Raw genomic sequence first — 18,134 nt, forward strand, 5'->3', positions numbered from 1 at the left:
GCCCACCCCGGCGCGCCGACCCCGGCGCCCCCACCCCGGCCCGGGTCCGGTCGCGCGGGCTCGCGGCCCGCCGGGTCTAGGCTGGCCCGCATGCTGACTGCGATCGTCTTCGTCAAGGCCGACGTGGCCCGGATCCCCGAGGTCGCCGAGGGCATCGCCGCTCTCGAGGGCGTCTCGGAGGTCTACTCCGTCACCGGTCAGATCGACCTGATCGCGCTCATCCGGGTGCGCCACCACGACGAGGTCGCCGCGGTGGTGGCCGACCGGCTCAACAAGGTCCCGGGCGTGCAGTCCACGGAGACCCACATCGCCTTCCGCGCCTACTCCCGCCACGACCTGGAGTCGGCGTTCTCCCTCGGCCTCGACTGAGCCGCGGGCGGGCCCCTCAGGCGGAGGCGGCCACCCAGCGGGCGAGCAGGTCCTGGGCGGCCCCGGTGTCGACGGCCTCGGCGGCACGCGCGATGCCGGCGGCCAGGGCCTCGTCGACGGGCTCCCCCGGCGCTGCGTGCACCGCGAGGGCGGCGCCGGCGTTGAGCAGCACGGCGTCGCGCACCGGCCCGCGCTCACCGGCGAGCAGCCGCCGCACCACCTCGGCGTTGTAGGCGGGATCGCCCCCGGCGAGATCGGCGGTCGTCGCCGCCGCGAGACCGTGGGCCCGCGGGTCGACCGAGGTGCGGGTGACCTCCCCGGCGTGCACGACCCACAGCGAGGACGTGGTGGTGGTGGTGAGCTCGTCGAGGCCGTCGTCACCGCGGAACACCCAGGCGTCGACCCCGCGGGCGGCGAACACGCCGGCCATGACCGGCGCGACGGCGGCGTCGGCGCACCCGACGGCCTGGGCCGCGGGGCGCGTGGGGTTGGTGAGGGGGCCGAGGAAGTTGAAGGTGGTGCCGACCCCCAGCTCGCGACGAGCCACGGCGGCGTGACGCATGGCCGGGTGGAAGGCGGCCGAGAAGCAGAAGGTGATGCCGACGCTGCCGGCCAGCTCCGCCACCCGAGCCGCGGAGAGGTCGAGGCGCACCCCGAGCGCCTCCAGCACGTCGGCGGAGCCGGACTTGGAGGAGGCCGAGCGGTTGCCGTGCTTGACCACGCGGGCGCCGGCGCCCGCGGCGACGATCGCCGACATCGTGGAGATGTTGACCGACATCGAGCGGTCGCCGCCGGTGCCGACGATGTCGAGCAGGCGACCCTCGACCGAGATGGGGGTGGCGCGCGCGCTCATCGCCTCGACGAGGCCGAGCATCTCCTCGATCGTCTCGCCCTTGGCGCGCAGCGCCACGGCGAAGCCCGCGATCTGCACCGGCGTGGCGTTGCCCTCGAGGATCTCCGCCATCGCCCAGGCGGTCTGCTCCGCGCTCAGGTCGCGGCGCGCGACGAGGTCGCCGAGGACGTCGGGCCAGGTGACCACGGCGCTCAGGTCGCCGCGGGCGCGCGGTCGCGCAGCAGCGTGACGACGGTCTCGGCGAGCTGGAGGGGGTCGATGGGGTGGGGCACGGCCGCCTCGGCCCGTGACCAGGTGGCCAGCCACGCGTCCTGCGGGCGGCCGGTGAGCACGATCACGGGCGGGCAGTGGTAGATCTCGTCCTTGAGCTGCTTGGCGATGCCCATGCCGCCGGCGGGCACGGCCTCGCCGTCGAGCACCGCGAGGTCGATCAGCCCGGAGTCCATGTGCTGCACGACGACCGGCTCGGTGGCGACCTCGACGTACTCCAGCTCGGGGAGGTCGGGGTGGGGGCGCCGGCCGAGGGCCAGAATCACCTGCTGGCGCGTGTGCACGTCGTCGCTGTAGACGAGCACCTTCAGGGCGGTCTTCGGGCTGGTCACGGGCGCGATGCTACCTCTCGGGATCGCGGCCGGGCGGCGGGGTGGCGGCGCTCCCCGCGCCGGCGACGGCCGCCGAGCGGGCCTCGCGTGCCTCCATCAGGTCGAGGCGACGGTCCTCGCGCGTGGCCTCCTTCATCGACGAGCGCACCCACTGGGTGAAGAGCACGCCGAAGAAGACCAGGGCGATGAGGTCGCCGGTGCCCCACAGGATCCCGCCCGCGAGGTGCTGGTCGTCCATCGGGTCGGGGAGCCAGGCGCCCATCGGGCCCTCGGAGAGCCGGGGGTACCAGTCGCCGCCGAGCAGGGTCTCCTGGCCCATGATCGTGACCCCGAGGAAGGCGTGGAACGGCAGCGTCAGCACCGTGAGCAGCACCCGGAAGGGGTAGCCCACCCGTCCCGGCACCGGGTCGATGCCCATGAGGGGCCAGAAGAAGAGGGCGCCGACCATCACCAGGTGCACGTGCATCATCTCGTGGACCCACACCGACTCCAGCGAGGCGCGGTACCACCCGGAGAAGTAGAGCGCCCACGGCGAGACGATGTAGAGGGTGAAGGTGAGCGGGGGGAAGGACAGCACCCGCCCGACCCGCGAGTGGAGCACGGCCAGGAGCCAGCGGCGGGGGGCCGCGGGGAGCGTGCGCAGCGCGAGCGTGACCGGCGCCCCCAGGGCGAGCGCCAGCGGCACGAGCATCGACAGCGCCATGTGCTGCACCATGTGCACGCTCAGCAGCGTGGTGTCGTAGGCCGCCAGCCCCGAGGCCGTCGCGACGTAGAAGGTGCCCATGCCGAGCACCACGAAGGAGACGGTCCGGCCGACCGGCCAGTGGTCCCCCCGGCGGTGCATCGCGCGCACGCCGAGCAGGTAGAGCCCGACGACCCACACGGTGCCGATCGTGGGCACCGGGGCCAGCGACCACTGGCTGAAGAAGGCGCCGAGGTCGAAGGGCGGCAGGGTCAGGTCGGAGGTCCAGGCCGTGCCCGCGGACACCGCCGGAAGACCTCCGCTGGAGGCGGGCAGGAGCGACGACAGCGCGGCAGGATCCACGCGCTCCACGATAGGACGACTCTCATGAGGGGGTCGGGGTGGCCTCAGCCCGGGCTCAGGACATAATGCTCAGGTGGCGACAGCAGCAACTATCCCTGCATCCCGTCTGCACGGGCACCATGACCGACCGAGCATGGTCAGCGTCGGGACAATCATCTGGCTTTCGAGCGAGCTGATGTTCTTCGCGGCCCTGTTCGCGTCGTACTTCACGATCCGCGCGGTGAGCCCGGAACTGTGGGCCGAGAACACGGCGGTCCTCGACGTGCCGTTCGCCTCGGTGAACACCACGATCCTGGTCCTCTCCTCGCTGACCTGCCAGCTCGGCGTCTTCGCCGCGGAGCGGGGCCAGGTGGGCCGTGCCGGCTCCCTGCTCCAGTTCCGCACGTGGGGTCTGCGCGAGTGGTTCTTCCTCACCTACGTGATGGGCGCGATCTTCGTCGGCGGGCAGGCGGTGGAGTACGCCAACCTGGTCCAGGAGGGCATCACCATCCAGGACTCGGCGTACGGCTCGATGTTCTACCTCACCACCGGCTTCCACGGGATCCACGTGACCGGCGGCCTGATCGCGTTCCTCCTCGTCCTCGGTCGCACCTACCTGGCCAGGCGGTTCACCCACGAGCAGGCGGTCAGCGCGATCGTCGTCTCCTACTACTGGCACTTCGTCGACGTGGTCTGGATCGGTCTGTTCGCCACGATCTACCTGGTGAAGTGACCGATTCCTACACAACAGATGTAGAGTTTTCTCAACAGACGACAGAGGATCTACTGTGCGCTTCCTGAACCGCTCCGCCGGACGACTCTCCCGGCACCGTCGTGGCCGCCTCGCGGGCCTGATGATGCTGGTCGTGGGTCTGCTGCTCACCGGCAGCATGTACGCCGCCTTCGCGCCGGCCCAGGCGGAGAGCACCGACACGCAGGCCGCCGACGTCGAGGCCGGCCGCGAGCTGTTCCTCATCGGCTGCGCCTTCTGCCACGGGCAGAACGGCGAGGGCCAGTACACCGTCAACGGCGACCAGATCGGCCCGAGCCTCGTGGGCGTCGGCGCCGCGGCGGTCGACTTCCAGGTCGGCACCGGCCGGATGCCGATGGCCCAGCCCGGCCAGCAGGCCCCCCGCAAGCCGGAGTCCTACAGCGACGAGGAGACCGCCCAGCTGGCGGCCTACGTCGCCTCCCTCGCTCCCGGCCCGGGCATCCCCGACGAGAGCGACTACAGCCTCGAGGGCCTCACCGCCGAAGAGCAGGAGGCCGCCATCGTCCGCGGTGGCCAGATCTTCCTCACCAACTGCACCGCCTGCCACAACTTCGAGGGCGCCGGCGGGGCCATGCCCCGCGGCGGCTACGCCCCCACCCTGCGGGGCGTCGAGCCGAAGTACATCTACGAGGCGATGCTGACCGGCCCGCAGGCGATGGACAGCTTCTCCAACGGCAACATCACCCCCGACGAGAAGCGCGACGTCATCGCCTACCTCGGCTCGCTCGAGGAGTCCCCGCAGTACGGCGGCTTCGGTCTCGGCGGCCTCGGCCCCGTGGCCGAGGGCCTCTTCGCCTGGGTCGTCGGCATCGGCGCCCTGGTCGGCTTCGCCATCTGGATCGCAGCCCACACGACCCGCTCGAGCAAGAAGAAGGTGAGCGCGTGACCACGACGCACGACTCCCAGGGAGGCGGCGCCGGACTCGAGCAGAGCTCCGACGGCCACCACCTCCCCGCGCTCCCGCCCGAGGAGCCGCTGGCCAACCCCGGGCTCCCGGAGCACACCTGGCGTCCCACCGACGTCGACCCCAAGGCCGAGAAGCGCGCCGAGCGCCAGGTCGCGGTGCTGTTCGGCCTGTCGGCCGTGTGCACCGTGCTCTTCGTCGTCGGCTACATCGCCCTCGGCATCGGTGACAACCACGACACGGTGCTCAACTACGGCGCCTCGACCGTGGTGCTCGGCACCACGCTGGGCGGCGCGCTCCTGCTGATCGGGATCGGCATCATCCAGTGGGCCCGCAAGCTCATGGCCGACCACGAGATGGTCGAGATGCGCCACCCCGCCCGCTCCTCCGACGAGGACCGCGAGGTCACCCTCAAGGCCCTCAACGACGGCCTCGAGGAGTCGGGCATCGCCCGACGCCCCCTCGTGCGCAACTCGCTGCTCGGCGCCGTCGGCCTCCTGGGCGCGCCGGCGATCGTGCTGCTGCGCGACCTCGGCCCCACCCCGAGCCAGGCGGCCGCCGCCGACCCCGAGAGCGGTGGCCTCGAGCGCACCATCTGGGCGCCCGGCATGCGCATCGTGCGCGACGTCGTCGGCACCCCGATCCGTGCCTCCGACCTGGAGATCGGCGACCTCGTCAACGCCGAGCCCGAGGCCATCTTCCCGACCGAGGAGAACGGCTACCCCGAGATCGAGGGCGTCGAGCTCAACGTCGCGAAGTCGAAGGCCGCGGTCATCCTGCTCCGCATGGACCCCGACGAGATCATCCCCGGCGAGGGCCGGGACAACTGGACCGTCGACGGCATCACCTGCTACTCCAAGATCTGCACCCACGTCGGGTGCCCGATCTCGCTGAACGAGCGCACCACGCACCACCTGCTGTGCCCCTGCCACCAGTCCACCTTCGACCTGGCCGACTCCGGCCGCGTCATCTTCGGCCCGGCCGCCCGGCACCTGCCGCAGCTGCCGATCATGGTCGACGACGAGGGCTACCTGGTGGCGCAGAGCGACTTCACTGAGCCCGTCGGGCCCAGCTATTGGGAGCGATCCCACGAAGACATCGGCGATCAAGGCGAGGCTGACCTATGAGCATCGACACCAGCAAGGTCGCGACGACCACCTCCGGCGCCGCGGCGACGGCCAAGCCCAACCGGGCCGGCGCCGTCGCGAACTGGGCGGACGAGCGCCTCGGCCTCGGCACGCTCGCGAAGAAGAACCTGCGCAAGGTCTTCCCCGACCACTGGTCCTTCATGCTGGGCGAGATCGCCCTGTGGAGCTTCGTGGTCCTCCTTCTCAGTGGTGTCTTCCTGACGCTCTGGTACGTCCCGAGCATGGGCGAGGTCCACTACGAGGGCTCCTACAACCAGCTGCGCGGGATCGCGATGTCGGAGGCCCTGGCCTCCACGCTGCACATCTCCTTCGACGTGCGCGGCGGCCTGCTGATGCGCCAGATGCACCACTGGGCCGCGATGCTCTTCATCGCGTCGATGATGATCCACCTGCTGCGCGTCTACTTCACGGGTGCGTTCCGCAAGCCCCGCGAGCTCAACTGGGTCATCGGCTCGCTGCTGCTGCTCCTGGGCACGCTCGAGGGCTTCACCGGCTACTCGCTGCCCGACGACCTGCTCTCCGGCACCGGCATCCGGGCCGCGGACGGCTTCATGAAGTCCATCCCGGTGGTCGGCACCTACCTGTCGTTCTTCCTCTTCGGCGGCGAGTTCCCGGGTGAGTCGATCATCCCGCGGCTCTACACCATCCACGTGCTGCTCATCCCCGGTCTGCTGCTGGCCCTGATCGCGGCCCACATGCTGCTGCTCGTCTACCACAAGCACACCCAGTGGCCCGGTCCCGGACGCACCGAGGAGAACGTCGTCGGCTTCCCGATGCTCCCGGTCTACGCCGCGAAGGCCGGCGGCTTCTTCTTCATCGTGTTCGGCGTCTGCGCCATGATGGGCGGCCTGCTGACCATCAACCCGGTGTGGAAGTACGGCCCCTACGACCCGACGAAGGTGACCGCGGGCTCCCAGCCCGACTGGTACATGGGCTGGCCCGACGGCGCGCTGCGCATCATGCCGGGCATCGAGTCGCACATCTTCGGCTACACGATCGCGTGGAACGTGTTCCTCCCGATCATCGTGCTGCCGGGCCTGATGTTCACGATCCTGCTCATGCTGCCCTTCATCGAGTCGTGGATCACCGGCGACAAGCGGGACCACCACCTGCTGGAGCGCCCGCGCAACGCCCCGACGCGCACCGCGATCATGGTGGCGCTGATGACTTTCTACGGCCTCATGTGGGCCGCGGGCGGCAACGACATCATCGCGATCAAGCTGAACCTGAGCATCAACCAGATCAGCTACTTCATGCGGGTGGCCGTCTTCGTCGGTCCGGTGCTGGCCTTCTTCATCACGCGTCGCTGGTGCATCTCGCTGCAGCGTCACGACGAGCAGAAGCTCCTGCACGGCTACGAGACCGGCATCATCATGCGCTCCCCCGAGGGCGGCTACAGCGAGCGTCACCTGCCCATCTCGGAGAGCGCGGCCTACACCCTCACCGCCCGCTCCCGCGAGGAGGTCTACGACCCCGAGGCGCAGACCGACGCCAACGGTGTGCCCGCCCCCGGCGGTCGCCTGGCCAAGCTGCGCGGACGGCTCTCCACGCTGTGGTACGCCGACAACGTGCAGAAGCCGACGGCGGCCGAGCTCGAGGAGGCCCACCACCACGCGGAGCACGAGCACCAGCTCCAGGGTGCGATGGAGGGTCGCTCCGCCGACGGTCACCAGTTCGACGGTCACCACTCCGTCGAGGGCGAGACGCTCCGCGGCGACCACTGATCCACCCGCACCACCACGACGAAGGCCCCGGACCTATCGGTCCGGGGCCTTCGTCGTACCCGCTCTCCCCTCCCCCGCCGCGCCCGCCGCGCGCGTGGCGGCCAGGCCCTCCCTCGTGCGCGAGCGACCCCCGAGGACGCCTCTGGCGGCGCCTAGCGGGCGGCACCGGCCTCAGAGGGGCGAGCGGCGTGAGTCAACCGCGCCGCGCCACAGGACACCGGAGAGGGCGCCCGGGGTGCCGCAGAGCGACCTCAGAGGGCGGAGGCGGCCCGGTAGTCGGCGTAGGAGGCGTTCCAGTCGCCGTAGCCGTTGTCGAGCGTCATCGGGCGGTCGGTGCCGGTGTACTCGACGACGTCGCCGCGCAGCGTCATCGCGTAGAGCCAGGCGGCGTCCTCGGTGCTCATGCCCGTGCAGCCGTGGCTGACGTTGGCCGAGCCCTGGGACGACACCGACCACGGGGCGGCGTGGATGAACTCCCCCGAGTAGGTCAACCGCATGGCGTACTGGACGTCGGCGATGTCGTAGGCCTCCGCGCTGCCCGCGGCGATGCCGACGGTCTCGGAGTTCATGCGGCGGCTCTCGAACTTCTCCATGATCACCTTCGTGCCCGACCGGGTGGTGAACCCGGCCTTGCCCGTGGTGATCGGGATGGTGCGCAGCAGCTCGCCGTTGCTGAAGACCTGCATCTGGTGGGTCCTGGCGTCGACCTTGTAGACGTGGGCGTCACCGACCGTGAAGTCGATGTCGCGGTCCTCCTGGCCGTAGATGCCGCCGCCGGCGTCGACGCCGTTGACGTCGACGTCGACGCTGACCTGCGTGCCGGCCTTCCAGTAGGTCTTCGGCCGGTAGTGGACCTCGGAGTCGCTGAGCCAGTGCCACGTGCCCGGCTGCGCGGGGGTCGCCGTCACCGACATCGCCCGCTCGATGGCTGCACGGTCGGTCACGGGCAGGTCGAAGGTCACCACGACGGGCATGCCGACGCCGACGGTCTCGCCGTCGAGCGGTGCGACGGAGGGGAACGTCTGCTGGTCGAGGGTGAGGTCCGCGGTCGTGAAGCGCGTGACGTCGCGGACCGGCTCCCCCGCCCCGTCGTGGGCGAGCGTGGTGACGGTGTAGGGGGTCCCGGGCTCCAGCCGCTCGGAGGCCTTCCAGGACGAGGCGTCGTCGGCCATGGCGCCGGCGACCGGCCCGGCCGGGGAGGTCACCTTCACCGAGTCGAGCTCGGCGTGGGCGACGGTCACGGCGACGAGGGTGTCGACCGGCACGTCCTGGGCGGCCTTGCGCACGTTGGCCGAGACTGAGGCGGGGGCCGCCTGCGAGGTCTCGTCGGTGCCCGACCGTCCCGGCGCGGTGTCGCTGCCGGCGTCCGCGTCGGTCTGTCCCGCGTCGCAGGCGGTCAGGCCCACGCAGGCCGCCAGGGCCAGGGAGGTCATGACGGCCGCGCTCGACCGGCGGGCGCGACGGGGCAGGCTGAGCGACATGCGGGCGACTCCAGGAGGACGACGTCCCGGGTCCCCCGGGACAGGTGGTGGCGTCGGCCCAGCAGGGCCGCTCCTCCAGGGTAACCGCGCAGAGTAAAAAGACCGACTCCGCACGCCGGACGGCGTGCGGAGTCGGTCACTGCGCGGTGCGGTCCGTGCGGGACCTCACGACGGGGCCTGCCTCAGTGGGCGTGCTCCCCGCGGTAGAACTCGAAGATCAGGCCGCAGGTGGCCACGGCGCCGAGCACGGTGCCGATGATGAAGAGCCACCACGCGCCCATGGCGATCGCGAACACCATCACGCCCAGGGTCAGCGCGGCCCACAGCGGCCACCACGAGTACGGCGGGAAGAAGCCCAGCTCGCCGGCGCCGTCGGCGATCTCGCCGTCTTTGCGGTCCTCGGGCCGGTCGTCCATCTTCTTGGCGTGGAAGCCGAGGTAGATGGTGACCATGAGGGTCAGCAGGGTGGTCATGGTGAGCGCCGAGGTGCCCGTCCAGTCGCCACCGGTGCTGCCGGCCTCGGTGATGAACCAGTAGGCCGGGGTGACCAGCACCAGGAAGATCGTGCAGATCGCGAAGATCCAGGCCTCGGCCTTCATCGCTGGGTACCTCCGTCGGTGCCGTGGTCGTCGGTGCCGGTCTGACCGCGCCGCTCACGCAGCAGGTCGGCACGGCCCTCCATGTCGGGTGCGTCGGCGAACGAGCCGCTGTCGGCGGCGGCGGCGTTCTGCTCCATCTCCATCGCCGCGATCTCCGGGTGGTGCAGGTCGAAGGCCGGCGACTCCGAGCGGATCCGCGGCAGCGTCACGAAGTTGTGGCGCGGCGGCGGGCACGAGGTGGCCCACTCCAGCGACCGGCCCCAGCCCCACGGGTCGTCGGTCTCGACGAGCGGGGCGTTGCGGGAGACGTAGACGTTGTAGAAGAAGGGGATCATCGAGGCGCTGAGCAGGAAGGCGCCCACGGTCGAGATCTGGTTCAGCGTGGTGAAGCCGTCCTCGGGGAGGTAGTCGGCGTAGCGACGGGGCATGCCCTCGACACCGAGCCAGTGCTGCACGAGGAAGGTGAGGTGGAAGCCCACGAAGAGGATCCAGAAGTGGAGCTTGCCGAGCCGCTCGTCGAGCATGCGGCCGGTCATCTTGGGCCACCAGTAGTAGAAGCCGGCGAACATCGCGAAGACCACGGTGCCGAAGACGACGTAGTGGAAGTGCGCGACCACGAAGTAGGAGTCGGAGACGTGGAAGTCCAGCGGCGGGCTGGCCAGGATGATGCCGGTGAGACCACCGAAGAGGAAGGTCGTCAGGAAGCCGATCGACCACAGCATCGGGGTGTCGAAGGACAGCGAGCCGCCCCACATCGTGCCGATCCAGTTGAAGAACTTCACCCCGGTCGGCACGGCGATGAGGAAGGTCATGCCGGAGAAGAACGGCAGGTCGACCGCGCCGGTCACGAACATGTGGTGCGCCCACACCGCGACCGAGAGGATCGCGATGCCGAGCGTGGCGCCGACCAGGCCGACGTAGCCGAAGAGCGGCTTGCGGCTGAAGACCGGCAGGATCTCGGTCACGATGCCGAAGAACGGCAGCGCGATGATGTAGACCTCGGGGTGGCCGAAGAACCAGAACAGGTGCTGCCACAGGATCGCACCGCCGTGGGCGGTGTCGAAGACGTGGGCGCCCAGCTGCCGGTCGGCCTCGAGGGAGAGCAGCGCGCCGGCGAGCACCGGGAAGGCGATGAGCACCAGCAGGCTGGTGATCAGGGTGTTCCAGACGAACAGCGGCATCCGGAACATCGTCATGCCCGGAGCGCGCATGCAGATGATCGTGGTGATGAAGTTGACCGCACCGAGGATCGTGCCGAGACCGGCCATCCACAGACCCATGATCCACAGGTCGCCACCCACGCCGGGCGAGCGGACCGCGTCGGAGAGCGGGGTGTAGGCGAACCAGCCGAAGGAGGCGGCGCCCGAGGGCGTCAGGAACCCGGAGGCGGTGATGAGGCTGCCGAAGAGGAACAGCCAGTAGCTGAACATGTTCAGGCGCGGGAACGCCACGTCGGGCGCACCGATCTGCAGCGGCATGATCACGTTGGCGAAGCCGAAGAACAGCGGGGTCGCGAAGAGCAGCAGCATGATCGTGCCGTGCATGGTGAAGAGCTGGTTGTAGAGCTCGTCGTTGACGACCTGCTGGCCGGGGTAGGCCAGCTCGGAGCGGATCAGCAGCGCCATGACGCCACCGATCAGGAACCACGCGAACGACGTGATGAGGTACAGCTTGCCGATCAGCTTGTGATCGGTCGTGGTCATGATCGTGACCAGCTGCTGGCCCAGCTGCTTGCGCGGCTGGCCCTGCGGCGCCGACGTGGTCGGCTGTGCTGCGGTGGCGGTCACTCTGCTGCTCCCTCGGTCTCGTCGGTGGGGGCTCCGGCCTGCGTCCGGACGAACTCGCCGCCGGTGATGGGTGCGTCGGTCTCACGACCGGCGTCGACCAGGGTCTGCAGGTAGGCGTCGTACTTCTCCTGCGGGACCACCTGGACGTTGAAGAGCATCCGCGAGTGGTAGGTGCCGCAGAGCTCGTAGCACTTGCCGGCGAACTCACCGAGGCGCTTGGGCGTCACCTGGAAGGAGTTGTCGCGACCGGGGATGACGTCCATCTTGATCAGGAAGCCCGGCACACCGAAGTCGTGGATGACGTCGGGCGAGCTGAGCTCGAAGCGCGTGGTGGAGCCCTCCGGCACGTAGAGCGTCGGGATGTAGCCGGCGGTGCCGGCCTCCCACACGTAGCGGTCGGTCTCGGAGACGCCGTCGCCGTTCTCGTCGTCGAGGGCGTAGTTGAACGCCCACGACCACTGGAAGCCCACGACGCCGATGGTCTGGTCGGGCGGGGTGTCCTCGTCGAGGACGATGTTCTGCACACGCACGGTCTGGGCGAAGAACACGATCACCATCATGATCGGCGCGACGGTGTAGAAGATCTCCAGCGGCAGGTTGTAGCGCGTCTGCACGGGGATCTCGTCGTCGCTGCGCCGGCGGTAGCGCACCACGACCCAGAAGATGAGCCCCCACACCACGACACCGGTGACGAGGGCCGCGATCCACGCGCCCTGCCACAGGTCGAGGGTGTGCTCACCCTGCTCGGTGACGGGCTCGGGCATCGCCAGACGCCGCGCCTCCGAGGAACAACCGGACATCAGCAGCACGCCGAGGCCGAGCGCGGCAGACAGGCCGAGGCGGCGTGCACCGCCTCGACTCACAGCTGAGCGCTGGGGAAGCCACAGACTCACGAAAGAGCCTTCCTCTCAAGCCATCTTGGGTAGTTCTCAGAGTACTTCACCGCCCCCTCACGGGGGGAGCAGGGTGGCCTACGGTTGCCACCGTGACCGACTCCGCGCCGCGACCGGCCGCGACCTACCTCGACGCCGCGTCCGGCGAGCCCCTCCATCCTGCCGCGCGCGAGGTCGTGCTCGCCGCGCTCGAGCGGGGCTACGCCGACCCGCGCCGCCTGCACGGGCCCGCCCGCGACGCCCGACTGCTGCTCGACAACGCCCGCGCCGTGGTGGCCGAGTGCCTCGGGGTCCGTGCCGACGAGGTCAGCTTCACCGCCTCGGGCACCGACGCGGTGCACCGCGGGCTGCTGGGCCTGCTGCGGGCCCGCGCCCGCAGTGGCGACCGGGTCGTGCTGCCGAGGGTCGAGCACTCCGCCGTCCTGCACGCCCTGGAGTGGGCCGGCGCGAGCGCCGAGACCCTCGAGGTCGACCGGCTCGGCCGTGCCGACCCGGCCTCGCTCGCCGCGGCGGCCTCGGCGCCCGGGACCGCGCTGGTGGCGCTGCAGTCGGCCAACCACGAGGTCGGCACCCGCCAGCCCGTGGCCGGTCTCGTCGCGGCCCTGCGCGCGGGCGGCAGCGACGTGCCCGTCTTCGTCGACGCCCGGGCCTCGGCTGGTCGCGAGGACCTGCCGCCCGGCTGGGACGTCGCCGCCGCCTCGGCCCACCTGTGGGGCGGTCCCGCGGGCGTGGGCGTGCTGCTGGTGCGCCACGGCACGGGCTGGGTCAGCCCCTTCCCCGCCGACGACCGCGTCGACGAGCGCACCTCCGGCTTCGAGAACGTGCCGGCGGCACTGGCCGCTGCCGCCGCACTGCGCGCCGTGGTCGCCGAGAGGGCCGAGGTCGATGCGCGGCAGCGCCGGCTCGTCGACCGCATCCGGGCTGCCGCGGCGGCGGTGCCCGACACCGAGGTCGTCGGCGACCCCGACGACCGGCTGGCCCACCTGGTGACGTTCTCCTGCCTCTACCTCGACGGCGAGGCGCTGGTCACCGCGCTCGACCGACGGGGCTTCGGGGTGGCCAGCGGCTCGGCCTGCACCGCCTCGACCCTCGAGCCGAGCCACGTGCTGGCCGCGATGGGCGCCCTGACCCACGGCAACGTCCGGGTGTCGCTGACCACCGCGACCACCGAGGACGAGGTCGAGCGCTTCGTGAGCGCGCTGCCCGAGGTCGTCGCCGACCTGCGGGCCGAGGTCGGCCTGTGACCCGGGGCGCCGACCCGGACGAGGCGCCCGGCCAAGGGCCGGGCCAGGTGCCGGCCCAGGTGGCGGGCGAGGACCCGACCGCGGTCGCCCTCGAGCTCGACTGCCGCGGCATGGTCTGCCCCGCGCCGGTGATCGAGCTGGCCCGCCACGTCGGCGACGTGGCGCCCGGGGAGGTGGTCGCGGTGGTCGCCACCGACGTCGCGGCCCGCGTCGACGTGCCGGCGTGGTGCCGCATGCGCGGGCACCACTACGTCGGCGCCGACGACCTCGGCGACGGCGCGGTGCGGCTGCGGGTGCGCCGGGCCTGAGCCCGGCCGACGGCGGGCGGGCCCGCCGGCACCTCAGGCCAGGCGGGCCAGGTGCGGAGCGACGTCGGCGGCCGCCTCCGCGCCGTAGGAGTCCTCGAGGCGGCCCAGGAACTGCTCGGAGGTGAAGGAGTACTCCTGGGTGCCGACGGTCTCGACGACGTAGGCCGCGAGCACGCAGCCGACCTGCGCGGAGCGCTCGAGGCCGAGCCCCCAGGCCGCGGCGGCGAGGTAGCCCGCACGGAAGGCGTCGCCGACCCCCGTGGGCTCGACGGCGGTCACGCCACGGGCCGCGTGGAGCTCGATCGGCTCCTCGCCCGCCCGCAGGATCCGCACGCCCTCGGCGCCCAGCGTGGTGACCTGGGTGCCGACGCGGTCGAGCACCTCGGCGCCCGACCAGCCGGTCTTCTGCTCGATCATCGCCGACTCGTACTCGTTGGAGAACAGGATGGTCGCGCCGTCGATGAGGTCGCGGATGACCGCCCCCTCGGCGAAGGCCAGCTGCTGGCTGGGGTCGGCGATGAAGGGGTAGCCCCGCTGACGGCACTCCTCGGTGTGGCGCAGCATCCCGTCGGGGTCGTCGGCGCCGATGAGGACGTAGGCCGGGGCGCCGACCTTCGCCACGATCGGGGCGAGCTCCAGCAGGCGGGCCTCGCTCATCGCGCCGGGGTAGAACGACGCGAACTGGGCGCCGGTCGTGTCGGTGGTGCAGACGAAGCGGGCGGTGTGCTTGCTCTCGGAGATGCGCACGTGGTCGCAGTCGACGCCGTGGCGCTCCAGCCAGGAGCGGTAGCCCGCGAAGTCCTCGCCGGCCGCTCCGACCAGCACCGGGCGCAGGCCGAGGCGGCCCAGGCCGAAGCTCATGTTGGCCGCCACTCCCCCGCGACGGATCTCGAGGTCGTCGACCAGGAAGGACACCGAGAGCTTGTCGAGCTGGTCCACGACCAGCGAGTCGGCGAACCGGCCGCCGAAGCCCATCAGGTGGTCGGTGGCGATCGAGCCGGCGATGAGGAGCGCGGCGGGAGCGTCGACGGGGGCGTCGGCAGAGGTGGGAGGCACGTCGGCGAACACTACCCGCGGGTACTCCTGGGAGTACCCGTTGGTAGCCCCTAGCGTCGAACGCATGACTGCTGACGCCCGCACCGACCGGCTCGCCCACGCCGACCTCGCCAGCCCCGTCGACATGCGCCGCGACTGTGTCGAGGTCGGCCGCAACCTGGGCCTGGCCGACGCCCTCGACCGGGTCGGCACCCCCGCCCCGGGCCTCACCTACGACCGCTACCCCACCGATCTCCCCAAGCGCGAGATCGCGATCTCCGAGGCCGCGCAACGGCTGGCCAACGCGCTGCACCTGCACCTCGACTGACCTGCGGGCGGCTCGCCCGGCCCCGTCGTCGGACCGGGTCCGCTCGCCGGCGGTGCCGTCGGACCTCCGGCGGTGGGCCGCCCGCGGGCCGGGGCCACCCCCGCCGGCAGCGCTGGCGCGGGTGCTGCAACGGCGGCCCGGGCCGGAGTGGCGGCGAACGACACGCCGGCGGTCCGTCGACCTGCCGTCTGCCGCCACGTCGCGCGGCCGAGCGGCACCACCGGCCCTACGACTGAGGTCCGAGGCCCCGGAGCCCGCATTCAGCCGGCCCGACGGGGCGACGTCGAAGGCCCCGGGACCGTCCCTCGGGTCGGGGCGATCGGCGGTGCGGTGGCCTGTCGGGCGCCGTCTCGCGCAGGGCTGCCCGCCTCGACGGGCCCCACGACGGAGACCGCGACCACGGGCCCGGGGCCTGACCGGGGCTGGTCCGACGACGAACGCCCCCGACCAGAGGTCGGGGGCGTTCGTCGTCCCGCAGCCGGTGGCGGCCTCAGGGGCCGTCCGGCGCGTCTGCCGCCGCGGTGCGGCTCAGTGGAAGGAGTCGCCGCAGGCGCACGAACCCGTCGCGTTGGGGTTGTCGATGGTGAAGCCCTGCTTCTCGATGCTGTCGACGAAGTCGATCATCGCGCCGTTGAGGTAGGGCACGCTCATCCGGTCGACCACGACGGACACGCCGTCGAAGTCGGTGACGACGTCGCCGTCGAGGCTGCGCTCGTCGAAGAACAGCTGGTAGCGCAGGCCCGAGCAGCCACCGGGCTGCACGGAGATGCGCAGCGCGAGGTCGTCGCGGCCCTCCTGCTCGAGGAGGCTGTTCACCTTCGCAGCCGCCACCGGGCTGAGGTTGATGCTGTCGGTGCGGCGCTCCGTGGTGGTCTCCACCTGCTCGGTCATGTCTGTGGCTCCCGATCGTCGAGGGTGCGAGGGTGTCGCCCCGGGGAGGAGCGACGTCTACGTTCTCCTCAATGGTCGCACACCTGCGGCTATTCCCCCGCCGGTCGGCACCTCAGCGCGACCAGGTGCGGGCGACCCGCTCGGCGAGCTCCGCCAGGGCCCCGGCGGGGTCGGCGAAGGCGCGCTCCTCGCCCACCAGGTCGACCAGGGAGTACGCCGACTCCACGCCGAGGGCCCGCATCTCGCGCGAGCCGACCAGCACCTGCCCGGCAAGCGCGACGCAGGGCCGCAGCGCCTGCTGGGCGACGTCGGCCACCCCGGAGGGCACCTTGCCCGCGCGGCTGGAGAAGTCGAAGGCGCCCTCGCCGGTGAGCACGAGGTCGGCGGCGCGGGCCCGCTCGGCCAGCCCCACGGCGTCGACGACGAGGGCGATGCCGGGCTCCCGGGTGGCCCCGAGCAGCAGCAGCGCGTGACCGAGGCCCCCCGCCGCCCCGGCGCCCTTCTCCAGCGACGTGCGCCGGTCGGTGGCCCCCGCCCATTCCTCGAGCCAGCCGTCGAGGACCGGCAGCCGGTCCTCGCCGACGCCCTTCTGCGGACCGAAGACCTTGGTGGCCCCGAAGAGGCCGGTCAGCGGGTTGTCGACGTCGGAGGCGGCGACCAGCCGCACGTCGCCGACCCGCTCGCGGGCAGCGTCCAGGTCGACCTGCGTGACGCCGGCCAGGCCCGCGGGCCCGGCGTCGAGGGCGACGTCGGCGGTGGCCCCCAGGGCGGCGAGGAGGCCGGCTCCCCCGTCGTTGGTGCCACTGCCGCCCAGGCCGAGGACCACGGTCCGGACACCGGTGCCCAGCGCGGCCTCGAGCAGCTCCCCCACCCCGCGCGTGGTGGCGCCCTCGGCCCCGGAGGCGCCGGTGAGGTGCAGTCCGCAGGCCTGCGCGGTCTCGACGTACGCCGTGCCGTCGAGCACCAGCACCGTGGCCGGCGTGGGCGCACCGGTCGGGCCGGTGACGGTCACCGCCAGCAGCTCGCCGCCCCGCGCGGCGTGGAGGACGTCGACGAAGCCGGGTCCGCCGTCGGACATGGGCGCCAGGTCGACCTCGTCGTCGGGCGCCTGCCGGCGCCAGCCGAGCGCGACCGCCTCGGCGGCCTCGACCGCGGAGAGCGTGCCGGCGAACTTGTCGGGAGCCACGAGGATGCGCATGCGACCATCCTCACACCCCGCGCCGGGCGGCCAGGGGACCTAGGGTCCCGGTCATGGGCGCAGACGTGGACGGCTGGGTGCTGAGGCCGATGGAGCCCGGTGACGTGGCGGCGGCCGAGGCGCTCAGCGGCGCGGCCTTCGAGGCCGTCGACACCGCCACCCGGCGGCCCGGTCGGCCCGAGCCGGGCCGCCGTGGGCCCGAGCGGGTCGCACGATGGGTCACCCGCACCGCACGCTTCCTCGACACCGACCCGGGCGGCTGCTGGGTGGCCGAGGACGCCGCGGGGCTGGTGGGGTTCGCCACCTCGGTGAGGCGGGAGCGGCTGTGGGTGCTGGTCACCTTCGCGGTGCGCCCGGGAGCGCAGGGTCGCGGCGTCGGTGCGGCCCTGCTCGCCCGCGCCGGGGCGCACGGAGCCGGGTGCGACCGCGCGATGCTGTCGGCCTCGGAGGACCAGGGTGCACTGCGGCGCTACTGGGCTGCGGGCTTCAGCCTGCACCCCCAGCTGCTGCTCCACGGGCGCCTCGACCGGTCCCTGCTGCCGTCGGTGAGGGGGCTGCGGGAGGGCACCGCGGCCGACCGCACGTGGATGGACGACCTCGACCGCGCGCTGCGCGGCGGACCGCACGGGCCCGACCACGTCTCCCTCTCGGAGATGGCGCCGCTGGTCGTGGCCGGCGACCGCTCCGGCTACGCCTACGCCGGCCCCGCGGGCCCCGCCCTGCTCGCCGCTCGAGACGAGGCCACCGCCCGCGACCTGCTGGTGGAGTGCCTGGCCCGGGTGGACGACCGCGCGGGCTCCTCGGTGCAGGTCGGCCACGTCACGAGCCTCAACGCCTGGGCCGTCGACGTGGCCCTCGGGCTGCGGCTCGCGCTCGACACGCAGGGCCACCTGGCGGTGCGCGGCATGGCGCCGCCCGCGCCGTACGTCCACAACGGCGCCCTGCTCTGAGGCCGCCGGGCGGGGCCGGGGCAC

General features: G+C 72.2%; 19 protein-coding genes. 9 read left to right on the top strand and 10 right to left on the bottom strand.

All coding sequences use genetic code 11. From position 1 onward, the window contains the following. The first annotated feature begins 90 nt into the window (after window positions 1-90). Window positions 91-369, top strand: a complete 279-nt coding sequence (locus tag ASF50_RS11495) for an Lrp/AsnC family transcriptional regulator (protein WP_056862456.1) — start codon at window positions 91-93, stop codon at window positions 367-369. Window positions 370-385: 16 nt separating this feature from the next. Here ASF50_RS11495 and trpD read toward each other — a convergent pair whose 3' ends face one another. From trpD to ASF50_RS11510, 3 genes are read right to left on the bottom strand one after another with little or no spacing between them, the layout of a single operon-like run. Beyond that, window positions 386-1,408: an anthranilate phosphoribosyltransferase gene (trpD, locus tag ASF50_RS11500; protein WP_056904557.1), complete on the bottom strand. Its 1,023-nt coding sequence runs from the start codon at window positions 1,406-1,408 to the stop codon at window positions 386-388. A gap of 5 nt (window positions 1,409-1,413) precedes the next feature. Beyond that, the gene (locus ASF50_RS11505; RefSeq protein WP_056862454.1) at window positions 1,414-1,824 is read right to left on the bottom strand and encodes a response regulator transcription factor; all 411 of its coding nucleotides are present in this window, start codon (window positions 1,822-1,824) and stop codon (window positions 1,414-1,416) included. A gap of 10 nt (window positions 1,825-1,834) precedes the next feature. Then, a complete protein-coding gene (locus ASF50_RS11510) occupies window positions 1,835-2,869 on the bottom strand; it encodes a cytochrome c oxidase assembly protein (protein ID WP_235557646.1) in 1,035 nt (344 codons plus the stop codon). A gap of 106 nt (window positions 2,870-2,975) precedes the next feature. Here ASF50_RS11510 and ASF50_RS11515 point away from each other — a divergent pair, with 106 nt between their 5' ends. From ASF50_RS11515 to ASF50_RS11530, 4 genes are all read left to right on the top strand, one after another. Further along, complete coding sequence (locus tag ASF50_RS11515; protein ID WP_268778304.1) at window positions 2,976-3,581, top strand: heme-copper oxidase subunit III; 606 nt, start codon at window positions 2,976-2,978, stop codon at window positions 3,579-3,581. A 121-nt stretch (window positions 3,582-3,702) separates the two neighbouring features. After that, window positions 3,703-4,506: a cytochrome c gene (locus tag ASF50_RS11520; RefSeq protein ID WP_056862923.1), complete on the top strand. Its 804-nt coding sequence runs from the start codon at window positions 3,703-3,705 to the stop codon at window positions 4,504-4,506. Then, window positions 4,503-5,651 (top strand): ubiquinol-cytochrome c reductase iron-sulfur subunit, encoded by a 1,149-nt coding sequence (locus ASF50_RS11525; RefSeq protein ID WP_056862451.1) that lies wholly within the window; start codon window positions 4,503-4,505, stop codon window positions 5,649-5,651. Before ASF50_RS11520 ends, ASF50_RS11525 begins: the two co-directional genes overlap by 4 nt. Beyond that, window positions 5,648-7,396: a cytochrome b gene (locus ASF50_RS11530; protein WP_056862450.1), complete on the top strand. Its 1,749-nt coding sequence runs from the start codon at window positions 5,648-5,650 to the stop codon at window positions 7,394-7,396. Before ASF50_RS11525 ends, ASF50_RS11530 begins: the two co-directional genes overlap by 4 nt. 251 nt (window positions 7,397-7,647) lie before the next feature. On the opposite strand, the gene ASF50_RS11535 is transcribed toward ASF50_RS11530, so the two are convergent. From ASF50_RS11535 to coxB, 4 genes are all read right to left on the bottom strand, one after another. Beyond that, window positions 7,648-8,877, bottom strand: coding sequence for a L,D-transpeptidase (locus ASF50_RS11535; protein WP_056904558.1), 1,230 nt, complete (start codon window positions 8,875-8,877; stop codon window positions 7,648-7,650). Between the two features lie 182 nt (window positions 8,878-9,059). Further along, window positions 9,060-9,476: a cytochrome c oxidase subunit 4 gene (locus ASF50_RS11540; RefSeq protein WP_056862448.1), complete on the bottom strand. Its 417-nt coding sequence runs from the start codon at window positions 9,474-9,476 to the stop codon at window positions 9,060-9,062. Beyond that, complete coding sequence (gene ctaD / locus ASF50_RS11545) at window positions 9,473-11,203, bottom strand: cytochrome c oxidase subunit I (protein ID WP_374108185.1); 1,731 nt, start codon at window positions 11,201-11,203, stop codon at window positions 9,473-9,475. Before ctaD ends, ASF50_RS11540 begins: the two co-directional genes overlap by 4 nt. Window positions 11,204-11,259: 56 nt before the next feature. Beyond that, a complete protein-coding gene (gene coxB, locus ASF50_RS11550) occupies window positions 11,260-12,027 on the bottom strand; it encodes a cytochrome c oxidase subunit II (protein ID WP_227489287.1) in 768 nt (255 codons plus the stop codon). A gap of 221 nt (window positions 12,028-12,248) precedes the next feature. Between coxB and ASF50_RS11555 the strand changes: the two genes are divergently transcribed. Beyond that, window positions 12,249-13,400 (top strand): cysteine desulfurase family protein, encoded by a 1,152-nt coding sequence (locus ASF50_RS11555; RefSeq protein ID WP_056904560.1) that lies wholly within the window; start codon window positions 12,249-12,251, stop codon window positions 13,398-13,400. A 47-nt stretch (window positions 13,401-13,447) separates the two neighbouring features. Next, entirely contained in the window at window positions 13,448-13,708 is a 261-nt protein-coding gene (locus tag ASF50_RS11560) for a sulfurtransferase TusA family protein (protein ID WP_235557647.1), read from the top strand. 33 nt (window positions 13,709-13,741) lie between these two features. Here the strand turns inward: ASF50_RS11560 and ASF50_RS11565 are convergent, their stop codons facing one another. Then, a complete protein-coding gene (locus tag ASF50_RS11565; protein WP_056904976.1) occupies window positions 13,742-14,683 on the bottom strand; it encodes a carbohydrate kinase family protein in 942 nt (313 codons plus the stop codon). A gap of 145 nt (window positions 14,684-14,828) precedes the next feature. On the opposite strand from ASF50_RS11565, the gene ASF50_RS11570 reads away from it, so the two are divergent. Continuing rightward, on the top strand, window positions 14,829-15,071 hold the full coding sequence (locus ASF50_RS11570; RefSeq protein ID WP_056862444.1) for a hypothetical protein: 243 nt from the start codon (window positions 14,829-14,831) through the stop codon (window positions 15,069-15,071). A 528-nt stretch (window positions 15,072-15,599) separates the two neighbouring features. On the opposite strand, the gene erpA is transcribed toward ASF50_RS11570, so the two are convergent. Together erpA and ASF50_RS11580 are read right to left on the bottom strand one after the other, a co-directional pair. Further along, on the bottom strand, window positions 15,600-15,962 hold the full coding sequence (gene erpA, locus ASF50_RS11575; RefSeq protein WP_056862443.1) for an iron-sulfur cluster insertion protein ErpA: 363 nt from the start codon (window positions 15,960-15,962) through the stop codon (window positions 15,600-15,602). A 112-nt stretch (window positions 15,963-16,074) separates the two neighbouring features. After that, window positions 16,075-17,160 carry a glycerate kinase gene (locus ASF50_RS11580; protein WP_056904561.1) on the bottom strand — a complete coding sequence of 362 codons (1,086 nt, stop codon included), beginning with the start codon at window positions 17,158-17,160 and terminating at the stop codon, window positions 16,075-16,077. Between the two features lie 53 nt (window positions 17,161-17,213). Between ASF50_RS11580 and ASF50_RS11585 the strand changes: the two genes are divergently transcribed. Beyond that, on the top strand, window positions 17,214-18,110 hold the full coding sequence (locus tag ASF50_RS11585; protein WP_056904562.1) for a GNAT family N-acetyltransferase: 897 nt from the start codon (window positions 17,214-17,216) through the stop codon (window positions 18,108-18,110). Window positions 18,111-18,134 lie beyond the last annotated feature (24 nt).

The organism is Nocardioides sp. Leaf307 (assembly GCF_001423135.1).
In the GTDB taxonomy this organism is placed as follows: Bacteria; Actinomycetota; Actinomycetes; order Propionibacteriales; family Nocardioidaceae; genus Nocardioides; species Nocardioides kribbensis.